This window comes from Streptomyces sp. Wb2n-11 (assembly GCF_001049855.1).
Classification (GTDB): domain Bacteria; phylum Actinomycetota; class Actinomycetes; order Streptomycetales; family Streptomycetaceae; genus Streptomyces; species Streptomyces altiplanensis.
In genome coordinates, this window is the sequence record NZ_CVPB01000001.1 from 5,901,516 (window position 1) to 5,915,398 (window position 13,883).

The window sequence follows — 13,883 nt, forward strand, 5'->3', positions numbered from 1 at the left end:
CAGTCGGTGGGAGCGGGCGAAGGACGGGGTGCATGGCACTCTTCTGGACGTCATGGCGAAGCTCCTCTGGTAGCCGGGCGGGGTGGGGGCGGGCCGTGGGGTACAGCCCACCCCCTGGGCGTGATGGGTCAGGAACCCGCAGGCGGCTGAGTGGGGAACACCTAGTTCGTCGGCGTCGGAGAACCGGCGGCCGACGGTCCGGCGGGAGGTGGCGGCGCGGCCGGGGTGCCGGCGGTCGAGGGCGCGGAGCCGACAGGCGGCATGGAGGTCATGTTGCCGCCCGGCGTCGACGCGCCGGCGAGATGACCGGAGCCACTGGTGATGCTCTGGACGGTCGCCTCCGACCCTTCCGCTTCGTCCTCGCCGGGACGCGTGATCAGCGGTGGGATCCCCGGTCGCTGGATCAGGGCCCGGCCCTTGTCGCCGGTGGCGTTCGGGTCCTCGCCGTACCGGAAGCGGGCCTGCTGCCTGGGCGGCCCGGCGTCGATGCCCTCCTTGCTGAGGCTGCCGCCGGCGGGATTGATCCCGGAGGCGACCCCGTCGGCACCCGCACCGGGGACCTGGTTCGGACCCTGCGGAGCGGGGGCGCCGGTGCCGGCCTGCATCGCCAGGGTGCCCGCGGTCTTCGCCGCTCCTGCGGCGACCGCCATGCCGGCGACGCTGGTGCGGTGCAGGTCGTCGTGGCCGCCGCCGTCGCTGGCCCAGTGGACGAACTTGTACGTCGCGTACGGGCACAGCAGCACCAGGACCATCACGACGATGCCCGCCATCGCGTCGGACAGGGCCGACATGCCGTCATTGGCGTCGGTCTTGCCCATGGCGGAGACACCGATCAGGAAGACCACGGTCATCAACAGCTTGGAGACCACCAGGGTGGCGGTGGCCTCGATCCAGCCGCGCCGCCACCGCTTGGCCACCTCCCAGCCACCGCCGGCCCCGGCGAAGACGGCGAGCGCGACCATGATCAGGACGCCGACCTTGCGGGCGACCATCACACCCCAGTACAGGAAGGCTCCGATCGCACACCCCAGGGCGACCAATGAGGGGACGCCCCAGCCCAGGCCGTACATCGCCCCCAGTTCGTTGACCTTCACCACGCGCCGGATCGCATCGTCGACGGAGGTGTTGGCCGCTTGGAACAGGCCGTCGGACAGGGCGTCGACCACGGTGATGGCCACGGTGGTGAAGGCGATGGCACAGAAGCTGAACAGGACGCCGGTCATGGTGCCGATCGCGGCCTGGGCCAGGGCGCGATCGTCCCGCCGCCAGGCGGCGAACATGAGCTGGATGCAGAACGTCCCGACGGTCAGCGCGAGCCCGATGGGCAGCAGCAGCTCGTAGTTGTCCCTAAACCATCCGGCGTTGAGGTCGATGGCAGTTGTCTCGTTGACGGCCTTGGCGGCGAGATCGGCCGCGCTGGCCGCCAGTTCACCGGCCGACTTCGCGATCCACGCGCCGATGCCGTCGGTGACGGCTCCGGCGGGGTTGGCGGCGAAGTCGACGGCGCCGCACACCTTGTCCATCAGCGGGAAGTCGCAGACTCCCATGGTCGTACCTCCTTCCTTGAACGGGGGTCAGGGCGCGACGGACGGCATGACGCCGACCAGAGCGCAGGGCTGGTGGGGACGGCACTGGACCGCGAGGGTAGTGGAACGGCTCTCCGCACCGCCGGCGGGCGAGCCCTTCCAGGCGATCGACTGCTTGCCGGAGACCGTGACGGCGTAGACGTACGCCTGGGTGATCGCCCCGGGGTCTTCCTGAAGGGCCCGGGTGAAGGCGTTCGGGAAGTGCCCCTCGTGCACCTTGGCGGTGGCCAACTGGCCGTTGGCGGACATCTCCTTCCACAGCACGGGCGAAGGGACGGCCTTGTCGACCGAGGCCGGGTCGGCGTACTTCGCCTCCGTGGTCAGCCACCCGCGCAGAGCCTTCCGCAGCTCTGCCTGGGAGTACGCGCGGGTGTCGTAGGACCACAGCGCTACTGCGGCTGCCTTCCCGAACGCGATCGGGTCACGGGTCTTCGGCGGGACCGGCAGGGCACGAGGACGGGTGTGCGGCGCGAGCGGCCCGGACGAGGAAGCTGAGGAGGAAGCCGTGGGCGAACTCGACGGTGGAGCAGGGGCTTCGGAGGGACCCCTGCCGTCACGGGTGAGGTACGCGGCCAGGCCGGCGAGGGCGACGAGCACCACCAGGACGACGGTGCCGAGCAGCGCCCGGCGGCGCACACCAGATGCGCCGCCGGGGTGAGTGGAGTGAGAAGCCATCAGCGGACCTGCGTCCCCAGCGTCGAGAAGAACGCCACCACGCCATTTGCCGCGCCCAGCAGCAAGGCCGCGCCGGCGCCCACCAGCACACCCTTCTTCCCGTTCGCCTCCGCCTGATGACCGCCCGAATGGTGGCCCCAGGCCCACACGCCCGCGCTGACGGCGAGGGCGCCGACCGCCGCGACGAGGCCGAAGAGATTGATCGAGCCCATCACCTGCTTGAGGACAGACAGGCCCGGCAGACCGCCCTCGTTCGGCTTGATCCCGGGATCGTAGGCGAGCTGAATGACCTGATCGGCGAGATACATGAAGAACTCCAGTTCGATTGAATGCACGCCAAAGCCCGCGAGGGTGGAGCGGCGGTGCGAGGAGAGAAGAGGGGGAAGGGAGAGGGAGAAGCGCCGGTCAGAGGACTCGGCGGGCCGCGAGAATCCGCGGCTTCCAGGATGCGAGGGTCGTGATGCGGACCACGTTGCCGGTGTGCGGGGCGTGGACGATCAGGCCCTGCCCGATGGCCATGCCGACGTGCTCGGGCACGGCGGCCGTCCCCTCGGTGAAGAGGAGGTCGCCCGGCCGAAGGGCGTCGACCGATACCGCCTTGCCCTCCTTGACCTGCGTGTACGTCGTCCGTGTCAGGGTGACCCCGGCGGCCTTGTACGCGCCCTGCATCAGAGAGGAGCAGTCGCACCGGCCCATCGGGTTCTTGCCGTGGGAGTCGGTACAGCTCCCGCCCCACTGGTACGGCGTGCCGAGCTGCCCGAGCGCCCACCTGATCACCGTCTGGACTTCTCGCGGAGCGTCGGCCGGGATCTTGTACTCGGCCGGCATCGCGCCGGGCGGGATGGTGCCGAAGTCGGTCCCGTCCCCGTCCGCCGGACAGCCGCCTGCGGTACCGGGGGAGGACTACCGGTGCCGGCCGAGCCGGACGGCGAAGGACTCGGCGAGGTGTCGCCGGCCTTCGGCAGCAGGGGCTCGATGGCCTTCTGCAGGGCGGTGGCCAGCGGCTCCCACTTGGCGTACGCCTCCGGGAAGCCCGAGCGCTGCACCGCCTGGGCGGCCTGGGTGACCGACAGGGACTGCCAGCCCGAGACCTTCCGCAGCTCCTCATAGAACTTGGTCGAGGCGTGCACCGGGTCGAGGATCTCGTTCGCCGTGCCCCAGCCCATCGACGGCCGCTGCTGGAACAGACCCAGCGAGTCACGGTCGCCGTAGGTCAGGTTCCGCAGACCGCTCTCCTGCAGGGCGGTCGCCAGGGCCACGACCTGCCCCCGGGCCGGGATGTTCATCGCGACGCCGGTGGCCTGGATCGTCTTGGCGTGGGGCACCTGCTCGGCCGGGTCGTCCAGACCCGGCACGGAGACCGAACCCTTGTCGCCGCCCTCCACGATGGCCTTCACCTGGGTGGCGACGGCGGCGGTATCCACACCCTGTGCGCCGTCGGTCGAGCAGGAGGCCGAGGCGCTCCCGGCCCCGAAGGCAAGGACCGGAACGGCCAGCAGCAGCGGACCGGACGCGCACAGACCGAGGACGGCTCCGGTGGTCTTCTTCATCGCCGCCGCCGTTCACCGAGGCGGCGGTGCCGGCCGGGTGACGGCGGTGGGTCGGGGTGCGGGCGTATCAGGGCATGCTGCATCGCAGCGGCTCCTCGGTGTTCGTAGGAGACGCGGTGCCGACTTCTCGTGCAAAGCCGTCGGCACCGCGCCGATGTGCATCCGCCTCTCGGGCGGGCCCGGCGTCAGAGGAGTTGGTAGCTCCCGGACGCCGGTCTCAGGTCATGCGCGGCAGCCGGCCGCGCTCGTAATCTCAGGCAGTACACCGGGGCTCCTGACGGCGTGCGGAACGAGGGACGATGCCGTCTTACCCGCTGCTCGTTCGGACGAGACAGCACGGATAAGCACAGGCCAGCGGGTGTGGAGCGAGGCTCTGGCCCGGTGACACGGTGAGACAGTAGACCGGGATTTCGGCCGCGCCAAACGACTCCCGGACCCGGGCTTGCAGCGCGGCCCGCCTCGTTAGGTCGGGCCGGAGATCGCCGCTAACCTCCGGCTCAACCCCGCCCGAGATGGACTCCGTTGAGCGCTGTCCGGAGTGGGCCCAGATCCGCCGTGCCCTGAGAGAGACCCTTCCCATGAGCTACACGCTGCACCGAGGCGACGCCCTGACCGTCCTGAAGTCCCTCCCGGACGAGAGCGTCAACGCCGTGATCACCGACCCCCCGTACAACTCCGGCGGACGAACCAGTTCGGACCGCACCGGCCGCACCGCGCGAGCCAAGTACGTCACCAGCAACTCCGCCCACGACCTCGCCAACTTCCCCGGCGAGAACCGCGACCAGCGAAGCTACCGAAGCTGGCTGACCGCCCTACTCACAGAGGCGTACCGAGCCTCCACCGAGCACGCCGTCGCCATGGTCTTCACCGACTGGCGCCAGGAGCCGACGACGACCGACGCCCTGCAGATGGCCGGCTGGACTTGGAGCGGCACGATCCCGTGGATCAAGCCTGCCAGCCGACCCCGCAAGGGCGGGCCGAAGCAGGACTCCGAGTTCATCATCTGGGGCGTCAAGGGGTCCCTCGACAACACCCGCGACCTCTACCTGCCTGGGCACTACATCGCATCCCAGCCCCGTAAGGGCCGCGTTCATATCACCCAGAAGCCGGTCGAGATCATGCAGCAACTCGTCCAAATCTGCCCGGAGGGCGGCACCGTTCTCGATCCCTTCACCGGCAGCGGCTCCACTGGGGTCGCTGCCCTGCGCGAAGGCCGCCGGTTCGTGGGAGTCGAGCTGTCCGAGCACTACGCCGGTGTCGCAGAGGAGAGGCTCCGCGCGGAGTTGGCGCAGGACGAATTCGTCCTGGCTGGACCGGAGGGATGATCACGAGAGCGGAGAACCCAGGGCCGGTGGCCCGGAGATGCCGAGGGGCGGTTGACACACGGGAGACCGGTGCATCAGCCGCCCTTCGTCGTTGGTGTCCACCAACGGCTCGCCATGGAGTTGCTGGCCGGACGGTACGGGCGGCGTTAAGCGCCACACGCTTGCGGGTCTGCTGAAGCATCCGAGCATGCGATGGGTGTGGTTCAATATCGATGCCTGGCCTCTGTACGCGGCCAGACCTGAGCGTCCGGACCCGACCTTGCGGCGCTGACAGGCAATCCACGTACATGTCAGACACCTCGCAAGCAGTACGTCGTCACTTTGTGGATCATGTGGCCCTGAGTCCGTTCCAAGCAGCCTGGTCGGGAGGCAGCGGAATGTGACCAAGGAGCGCGCACCCATGAACACTTACCTCAACGTCAATGCCACTGCCGTCACCGACCTGACTGGTGAGGCATTCAGGTCGGCGAGCAACCGCCTCGCTGACCGTCGCACATGGACGCATCTTGTGGCTTCGGCCGGTCAGGATCAAGCCTTGCTCGAAGCGCTGATCTTTAGCGGGTTGGCGTCGTATCGCTCGTCGGAACGTCCTTTCGGTGTTGTGGAGGCGTTTCGTGCGAAAGGGGATCTGCTGCACCTGCGACTGGAAAGCGCCAGGGCTGTCGAAGGGCTGCTCGACTTGCTGCCGTATGCAGAGAAGCGCGGAACGAGGCGCGGCGTTCCGGGAATGCAGGCTTACATGATCGGAAAGCAACTCGAGCTGACCGCCTCGTTCGGCAACAAGATCGGCATCCGGTGGAATGTCGCAGACCCGAAAGTGCGCATTCATCTACAGGGGGACGAGCCCCTGGCTGCCGTGCTTCAAGCACGTCACGACCGTGCGATGCAGGAACGCTGCACTCCACATTGGGTACCCGGCAAGGAAGTCGCACCGCCGAGGCGCCGTCCGCCTTTGTCCCGCGATGTGATTTCCCAGCACCGTGCGAGTGCGCAGTTGGCGAGCGCGCTACTGCGCCGCCCGCGGATGTGGACAGCGCTTGTGGGGCACGATGGACTTTCGGTGAGCAGCACGGTCTCTGAGCACGGTCTGGACTGGACATTCGTACGGACAGTGGGAGGCGGGGTGGCACTGCACGATGAACGGCTCGTCGAGCTGCTTCAGGATGCAATCACAGGAGCTGACCTACAGCTCCTTGATCACGCCTGCGAGCCGAAGACCTGCACACTACGCTTCGTCGGGTATGGCGGGCGCGTCGACGGCTGGAGAGGCGTCCTCACCGTCCGCACCGAACACGGGGAATCGGCTGCGGGCCGCTCCGGGCGTGCCCTGGCTGCCCTGGGCGAGGAGCGTTCCCCCAGCCGCCCCGCCCATCGAACCAGCACTGGGAGCCGACCTGAGCCAAGGCGATGCTTCGTTCTGACATCCGGTCCCTCGTCCTCGGAAGCCGTGCACGGTGTGGCTGGGCCTGCCGCCGTTCGGCTGGTGACCGCCTGGGCTGCCGAAGGGCACGTAGCTGCCGTGCTGACCATCAACGACGCCGACTTTGATTTCAGTTGGTACAGCAGCCGAGCCTGGCCGAAGGCCAGTGTGCCGGGGTCTGCGGGTCACGTTATGCGCTGGAACCGCCTGCGCTTGACTCCGGGTAAAGGAGAAGCCTGGAGGGCGAGCCTGAACCCGGGCCAGGGTTTCTTCGCCGTCACAGACGATAAAGCCATTGATGCCGCTCTCGACGCTGCACGTGAGCGTTGCAGCCGCATCCTCGTGTTGGATCAGCGACCCTCTGCCTGGGAAGGTGGGATCACGAACAAGGGGGTTGACGGCTTGATCTTTTCCTTCGGGGCCAGCGAGTATCCAAGAAGGACGACAACTCCGGCGTGGCGCCGAGCGATTGACGGAGATCGTGGCGTGGACCTTGCGCCGGAAGATTCCGCTGCTCTTTGGCGAGAACGTCACCTGGGCCAACACGACCTGTCACGACTGCCTCTGGCAGGGCTCGTGCTTCTCCACAACCGTAAGCAACAAACGCTTTCGGATGCCTTCACGGAGCAAGTGGAAGATCACCTCAGTCGCTACGGGACCCCCGTGCTCGGATGGCTTCCTCCGGAGCCCGGAGAAGCTCGTCTTCTGCACAGCGACGCAACGAAGACTGCCCTCGACCACATGAGCCAAGAGGACCGAGCAGCCGAGGTTGCGGCAGCTTCAGCTATCGGCGGCAAGCTGTGGTGAACCCGCAGCGAATGCTGCTCTGAGTCGCCGGTGGGCTGGCGCGACAAGGAAGGTTGACGCGCCACCCTCCGCGGACTCAGGCCGCTCTACCTTCTTGATCGGGCTGATCGAGCCATTCGTAGGGTTGGGTCACCCAGGGGCGCTGGGTGTGGCTTTCAGGCCGCTGCCGTCTCGTGGCAATCGAGGCTTTGCCGCTCAGCGCCCCACGACGACTCGGCCGCCGATTAGGAAGTGCGAACAAGTCGCTGTGTAGAGCAATGCCGGCGAGGTCGTCCGTGGCACGAAGAGTACGAACACGCACGTCAGGAGCGCGATGAGCCGGATATGGGCGGGGATTGACGTCGGCAAGGGCCACCATCACGGCCTTGCCCTGGACATGGACGGCAAGACACTGCTGTCGCGGCGGGTCGCCAATGACGAACCCGAGCTGCTGAAGCTGATCGGGGATGTCCTGGACCTGGCCGACGGGCGTGAGGTCACCTGGGCGATCGACATGACCGGCGGGGAACCCGCGTTGCTGCTGGCCTTGCTGGTCAGCCACGGCCAAGAGGTCCTCTACATGCCCGGCCGACTGGTGAACCGGGCTTCCGACGGTTACCGCGGCGAGGGCAAGACCGACGCCCGTGATGCCTACGTGATCGCCGACCAGGCCCGGATGCGCCGCGACCTGCGGCCCATCCGTCCCGGTGACGAGGCAGCCATCGAGCTGAAGCTGCTGACCGGGCGCCGGTCTGACCTGGTCGAGGACCGCACCCGCGCCGTGAACCGCCTGCGCGGCACTCTGCTGAGTATGTTCCCGGCCCTGGAGCGGGCCTTGGACGTGACCAACACCGGCCCGCTCAAGCTGCTGACGGGCTACCAGACCCCGGCTGCGATCCGCCGGGTCGGCGTCGCCCGGCTGACGAAGTGGCTGGCCAACCGCAAGGTCCGCAGCGCCAGGGACCTGGCCGAAGCGGCGGTCGAGGCCGCCGCACGCCAGCACACCGCCGTGCCCGGGGAGAAGACCATCGCGAAGCTGGTCCATACCCTGGCTGAGGAGGTGATGGCCCTCAACGCGCATATTTCCGAGATGGACAAGCTCATCGAGGGCCGGTTTCGCGAGCACGAACTCGCCGACATCGTCCTGAGCGTCCCCGGCATCGGTGCGACTCTCGGTGCCGAGTTCCTCTCCGCCGTTGGCGGCGATCTGGACGAGTTCGACTCCCCGGACGCCCTGGCGGCCTTCGCCGGCGTTGCCCCAGCACCTCGCGACTCGGGCAAGGTCAGCGGCAACCTCCACCGGCCGGCCACCTACCACCGCCGACTCCAGCGCGTCTTTTACACCTCCGCGCTCGTCAGCGTCCGCTACGACCCGAACTCACGGCAGTTCTACGATCGCAAACGCGCCGAAGGGAAGAGGCACGTCCAGGCCGTGCTCGCCCTCGCCCGCCGACGTGTCAACGTCATCTGGGCCCTCATCCGCGACCGACGGTGCTACGAAGTGACACCGCCGATGGCTACGGCCGCTTGACAACAACATTAGGAAGCCTCGAACGCCCGCCGAATCAACGGCGCCGCCTTCTCCAGGTCGGCCGCCGAGCCGAGGCGCACCTCCAGGTCCCCGGTCCCCAGGTGCCCGATGCTGCGCATGTCTCGGGTGAAGCCCTCCTCCAGCGTGACTGTGCCCGGGTCGAGTCTGAGATAGACCAGGATCGCCCCGTGCTTCGGACGGAAGATCACCGACGCCACGTTCACCAGCCGTCGGTAGGCGATGTAGTGCCGCAGCGGCGCCACCTCGACCTCGCCCCACGCCGTGAGCGCGTCGTCCAGCTCCGCGTACAGGTCCCGCAGGCACTCCGGGACGAGGCCGGTACCCGTCGGCGGCGAAGTCGCCGGGGCCGTCGGCGCGCTGCCGGCCGTCGCGTTCCGCTCCCGGCCCCGCCGAGACGAAGCGGCGCTCGGCGAGCCGGGCGAGGAATCGACGAGCAGCAGGCCCAGCAGGCCACCCTCGAACACCCGATAGCGCACCAGGTCGATCCGCTCGGGCAGCCACTGCACGGCCACGCGGTCGTGGTGGGAGAAGCCGGCCGCGATGCAGACCATCCGCGGACGACGCCAGTCGATCGACTCGGCGGCCTCCGCGCCCAGCACCTTCCGCACGAGCGCCTCGAACTCGTGCTGCGCCGAGCGCAGCCAGGACAGGTAGGAGACGGCCTGCGACAGCACCCCGCTGTCGGAGCCCTTCTTGAACTCGATCACCACCGGGCTGCCGTTCTCATCCAGCCCGAGGGTGTCGATCCGCCCCCGATGCCACGGACCGGTCGCGTACTCCGACGCCACGAACCGGATGCCGAGCATCTGCTCCAGCCCGGCCTCGACCCGCCGCTGCAGCTCCGCCTCCAGCGCTACCGTCGAACCGGACAGCTCGACATCCCGCCCGTCCGCGTCCCGCCGGAACAACATCAGCTCCGCCACCAGCGCCCCCTCCCGTGCTCTTTGCAAGGAGACCAATCGAACGAAGGCACTGAATATTCCACCTGCGGTCGGCTGGCGCGGAGCGGCTTCGAATAGATATAGAACTGCCAGCGCCCCTCAATACCGTGCGTCGGGGCCCAGGCGACTTTCCAGTCGTCACCGGCGCCAGTACGGCGGAGCCTGGCGGCATGCATATCGATGGAGATGGGCGTCGGGACGACACGGCACCGGCATGCGACGGCGTAGCGGGGACGCCCGGCCCTGACCTGAGATCGAAAACCGGCGGCCGTCTGGCCGATCGCTCCGTACCGTCTGAGTCATGACGTACAAATTTGGCGCCAACCGGCAGTGTGCACGCCGGGTCGATGCGGTGCTCCCCAGGTTCCTCGACAGCGCCAATGAAGTGCTCAGCGATGAGGTGACGACGCTGGAGGAGCACCGAGAGATCTTCCCGCTCCTCATGGGCTGGTGGCTGTTCACCCGGAGTACGGCGGCAGCCATGATTCACCTGTACCGACAGGGCTTCACGGTTGAGGTCAAGCCGCTGGCGAGGAACCTCATTGCCCACGCCTTCGCGATGAGCTGGCTCGTCGACAACGGCCCAGCCGCCGTTCAGGCAGTCCATACCTACCTGAGCAAGCAGGCGAAGTCGTTCAGCAACAACCTAGTGGCGATCAAGTATCCGTTGCCCGAGTCCTCTCTCGCAGTTACCCCTCCCGTCTTCGAGACGTCGGAGGAGCGTCGTTGGCACGAGAAGCTGCTGGGTGAGATAACGTCCTTCGCCACGATGGTCGATGCGTACAACGTGCCGATGGCCTATCCGCTGTACCGGATGCACAGTGCGTATGCCCACACCTCTGCCCAGACGGCGAACGCCTTCATCACGGTCGGGACCGATGGACACGTTGGGTTCTCAGCCGAAGCTACCGAAAACCCCCTGACCGATCAGGTGTACATGGCGGTCTCTGTGTTCACCGCAGCGCAGGCAATCGGGCCGACGATCAAGGGCGATCCGATGAAGAAGCTACTGGAGAAGGCGATGCATGACCTGGGACTCTCTGGTGATCTGCGCCCCCGTCGCAAGCCGTATGCTCCTCCGCGCCGTCAGTCCAGCCCAACTGGGAACTCCCATGTAGCGACGCCTTCGGCATGATGTACGCCTGCCTGAGCGGACGCGCAGGTGGGCGTAAGGGTGCGTCGGGGGAAGGTTGTAGGAGACCTACAACCTGCGTGGAACCTCTCGTTGTCGCCATCGGTGCCCCCTCCGGTGGCCAGCCGGTGGCCGGACGCCTCTGGACGACGTAATAGCAGCGAGCACAGACCGACCAGCCGCACGTGCTCTGATCAGGCAGAACGTCACTCAGTAGCATGACCAGGCACTACGCAGCACGAACGCTCACGGTCTCGTAATGCGTAGGTCCCGGGTCCGAGTCGCCAGGGACTTTTCAGGGACTTTCAGCTCTGTCGGAGGGACATCCGAGGGAGTTTTCGCAGTACAAGCACGGAAGGCTGCGACAGCGCTGAAAGGCCCAGGGCTTCGGGCCCGCGCATCCGCGCCGTCGCTTCGTAGCGCTCCGGCATGGCGTCGGGTCGGCAGTAGGAGACGAGGCTCTCCGGGGCCGCACACGGTCCTGACCTCGGATAACGTGCCCCGGCGGGCCCGGCGGCGTGAGCGCCGGGCCCGCCGGTAGGACGGTCAGTAGGCGTAGAAGCCCGAGCCCGTCTTGCGGCCCAGCCTGCCCGCGTCCACCATGCGCTGGAGCAGCGGGGGAGCGGCGTACAGCGGCTCCTTGTACTCGGCGTACATCGAGTCGGCGACCGAGGCGACCGTGTCGAGGCCGATGAGGTCCGCGAGCTTGAGCGGGCCCATCGGGTGGGCGCAGCCCAGCTCCATGCCGTTGTCGATGTCCTCACGGCTCGCGATGCCCGACTCGAACATCCGGATCGCCGAGAGCAGGTACGGGATGAGGAGTGCGTTGACCACGAAGCCCGAGCGGTCCTGGGCGCGGATCGGGTGCTTGCCCAGCACGTTCTGCACCACGGCCTCGGCGCGCTTGACCGTCTCTTCGGACGTGGTCAGCGCGGGGATCAGCTCGACGAGCTTCTGCACCGGGGCCGGGTTGAAGAAGTGGATGCCGATGACCTGGTCCGGCCGGGAGGTGGCGACGGCCAGCTTCACCAGCGGGATCGAGGAGGTGTTGGAGGCGAGGATCGCGTCGGGACGGGTCACCACCTGGTCGAGGACCTGGAAGATCTCGGTCTTGATCGACTCGTTCTCGACGACGGCTTCGATCACGAGGTCGCGGTCGGCGAACTCGCCGAGGTCGGTCGTGAAGCTGAGACGGGCGAGCGTCTCGTCGCGCTCCTCCTCGGTGATCTTGCCGCGCTCGGCGGCCTTCGAGAGGGAGTTGTAGAGCCGGGTGCGGCCGATCTCCAGGGCCTCGCCCGTGGTCTCGGCAACCTTCACCTCGAGGCCGCTGCGGGCACACACCTCGGCAATGCCTGCGCCCATCTGGCCGCAGCCCACTACTCCGACGCGCTGCACATCCGCCATGGAGTCCGTCACATCGTGCCTTTCGCTGATCAACAGTTCGGCAGGCTCCCGGCCGTTGCCGGTGCCCGCCTCGGCCCCCGACGTTACTCCCGACCCGCGTGTACGCGACGGGCCGGGGCGGGCATGCTCTGCGGACACGACGGGACGTACGCGCGTCACCACGGAACAGGGGTCGACATATGGGTCAGATCGGTCGAAGAGGGTTGTTGGCGGGAATGGCCGGGGCGCTGTCCGCGCTGGCGGTCTCCGGGGACGCCGCCGCGGCCGGCAGGCGGCGCCGCCGCGCCCCGGAGCGTGAGCTGCGGGGGATGTGGCTGGCGAGCGTCGCCAACCGCGACTGGCCGTCCAGGGCTGGGCTGACCGCCGACCAGCAGAAGGCCGAGCTCCTGGCCCATCTGGACACGGCGGTGCGGCGCAGGCTGAACACGGTGGTGTTCCAGGTGCGGCCGACCGCCGACGCGCTGTGGCCCTCGCCGCACGAGCCGTGGTCGCAGTACCTCACCGGCGTACAGGGCAAGGACCCGGGCTGGGACCCGTTGGGAACCGCGGTGGAGGAGGCGCACCGGCGGGATCTCGAGTTGCACGCCTGGTTCAACCCGTACCGGGTGGCGAATCACACCGACCCGTCCCGGCTGGTGGCGACGCATCCGGCGCGTGTGCACCCGGAGTGGGTGCTGCCGTACGGCGGGAAGCTCTACTACAACCCGGGACTGCCGGAGGTCAGGCGCTTCGTGCAGGACGCGATGATGGACGCCGTGGAGCGGTACGACGTCGACGCCGTCCACTGGGACGACTACTTCTACCCGTACCCGGTGGCGGGACAGGAGTTCGCCGACGACGAGGCGTTCGCGCGCCACGGCGCCGGATTCCCGGACCGGGCCGCCTGGCGGCGCGACAACACCGACCGGCTGGTGCGGGAGATGTCCGACCGGATCGGGGCGGTCGGGAAGAAGGGCGGCAAGAAGGTCCGCTTCGGGATCAGCCCCTTCGGAGTGTGGCGCAACGCCGTCACCGACCCGCTGGGCTCGCCGACGCGGGCCGGGGTGCAGACGTATGACGATCTGCACGCCGACACCCGCAAGTGGGTGAAGGAGGGCTGGGTCGACCACATCGTGCCCCAGCTCTACTGGAACATCGGTTTCGAGGCCGCCGACTACGCCAAGCTGCTGCCCTGGTGGGCGGAGACCGTGCGCGGCACGGGCGTCGACCTGTACGTCGGCGAGGCGCTCTACAAGGCCGGGGACCCGGCCCAGCCCGCGGCCTGGCAGGACCCGGCCGAACTCTCCCGTCACCTGACCCTCGGCAAGAACTTCGCCGAGGTGCGCGGCCATGTCTTCTTCTCGGCGAAGGAGGTCGCGGCCGATCGCGTCGGGGCGATGGACCGGGTGGTGGCGGATCACTACCCGGCCCGGGTGCGGACGCCCCGCTGACGGTCCCCGCTGCGCCGGGGTGTACCGGCTCGGCTCCTGGGGAGCCGGCCGGGACCGGGACCGGGGCCGGGGTTGTTCGGGG

Annotated in this window: 10 protein-coding genes and 1 pseudogene; 5 read left to right on the forward strand and 6 right to left on the reverse strand. The window is 68.2% G+C overall.

The annotated features are described in order from the left end of the window. Positions 1-161: 161 nt before the first annotated feature. From BN1555_RS26910 to BN1555_RS26925, 4 genes and pseudogenes are all read right to left on the reverse strand, one after another. The gene (locus BN1555_RS26910) at positions 162-1,547 is read right to left on the reverse strand and encodes an SCO6881 family protein (protein WP_093801772.1); all 1,386 of its coding nucleotides are present in this window, start codon (positions 1,545-1,547) and stop codon (positions 162-164) included. A 27-nt stretch (positions 1,548-1,574) separates the two neighbouring features. Continuing rightward, positions 1,575-2,261, reverse strand: a complete 687-nt coding sequence (locus BN1555_RS26915) for a hypothetical protein (protein ID WP_093801773.1) — start codon at positions 2,259-2,261, stop codon at positions 1,575-1,577. Then, positions 2,261-2,569, reverse strand: a complete 309-nt coding sequence (locus BN1555_RS26920; RefSeq protein ID WP_093801774.1) for a DUF6112 family protein — start codon at positions 2,567-2,569, stop codon at positions 2,261-2,263. Before BN1555_RS26920 ends, BN1555_RS26915 begins: the two co-directional genes overlap by 1 nt. Positions 2,570-2,666: 97 nt before the next feature. Beyond that, positions 2,667-3,811: pseudogene (locus BN1555_RS26925) on the reverse strand (C40 family peptidase). A gap of 578 nt (positions 3,812-4,389) precedes the next feature. On the opposite strand from BN1555_RS26925, the gene BN1555_RS26930 reads away from it, so the two are divergent. From BN1555_RS26930 to BN1555_RS26935, 3 genes are all read left to right on the forward strand, one after another. Beyond that, positions 4,390-5,136, forward strand: a complete 747-nt coding sequence (locus BN1555_RS26930; RefSeq protein WP_093801775.1) for a DNA-methyltransferase — start codon at positions 4,390-4,392, stop codon at positions 5,134-5,136. 400 nt (positions 5,137-5,536) lie between these two features. Further along, positions 5,537-7,363 (forward strand): hypothetical protein, encoded by a 1,827-nt coding sequence (locus BN1555_RS38550; RefSeq protein ID WP_141662886.1) that lies wholly within the window; start codon positions 5,537-5,539, stop codon positions 7,361-7,363. A gap of 313 nt (positions 7,364-7,676) precedes the next feature. After that, positions 7,677-8,873: an IS110 family RNA-guided transposase gene (locus BN1555_RS26935; RefSeq protein ID WP_093801776.1), complete on the forward strand. Its 1,197-nt coding sequence runs from the start codon at positions 7,677-7,679 to the stop codon at positions 8,871-8,873. 8 nt (positions 8,874-8,881) lie between these two features. On the opposite strand, the gene BN1555_RS26940 is transcribed toward BN1555_RS26935, so the two are convergent. Next, positions 8,882-9,817 carry a DUF5655 domain-containing protein gene (locus BN1555_RS26940; protein ID WP_176710312.1) on the reverse strand — a complete coding sequence of 312 codons (936 nt, stop codon included), beginning with the start codon at positions 9,815-9,817 and terminating at the stop codon, positions 8,882-8,884. A 319-nt stretch (positions 9,818-10,136) separates the two neighbouring features. Here BN1555_RS26940 and BN1555_RS26945 point away from each other — a divergent pair, with 319 nt between their 5' ends. Continuing rightward, positions 10,137-10,970, forward strand: coding sequence for a DUF5677 domain-containing protein (locus BN1555_RS26945; RefSeq protein ID WP_141662887.1), 834 nt, complete (start codon positions 10,137-10,139; stop codon positions 10,968-10,970). A 543-nt stretch (positions 10,971-11,513) separates the two neighbouring features. Here BN1555_RS26945 and BN1555_RS26950 read toward each other — a convergent pair. Further along, positions 11,514-12,371: a 3-hydroxybutyryl-CoA dehydrogenase gene (locus tag BN1555_RS26950; RefSeq protein WP_093803678.1), complete on the reverse strand. Its 858-nt coding sequence runs from the start codon at positions 12,369-12,371 to the stop codon at positions 11,514-11,516. A 179-nt stretch (positions 12,372-12,550) separates the two neighbouring features. Between BN1555_RS26950 and BN1555_RS26955 the strand changes: the two genes are divergently transcribed. Continuing rightward, positions 12,551-13,801 (forward strand): glycoside hydrolase family 10-like protein, encoded by a 1,251-nt coding sequence (locus tag BN1555_RS26955; protein WP_093801778.1) that lies wholly within the window; start codon positions 12,551-12,553, stop codon positions 13,799-13,801. The last annotated feature ends 82 nt before the right edge of the window (positions 13,802-13,883 follow it).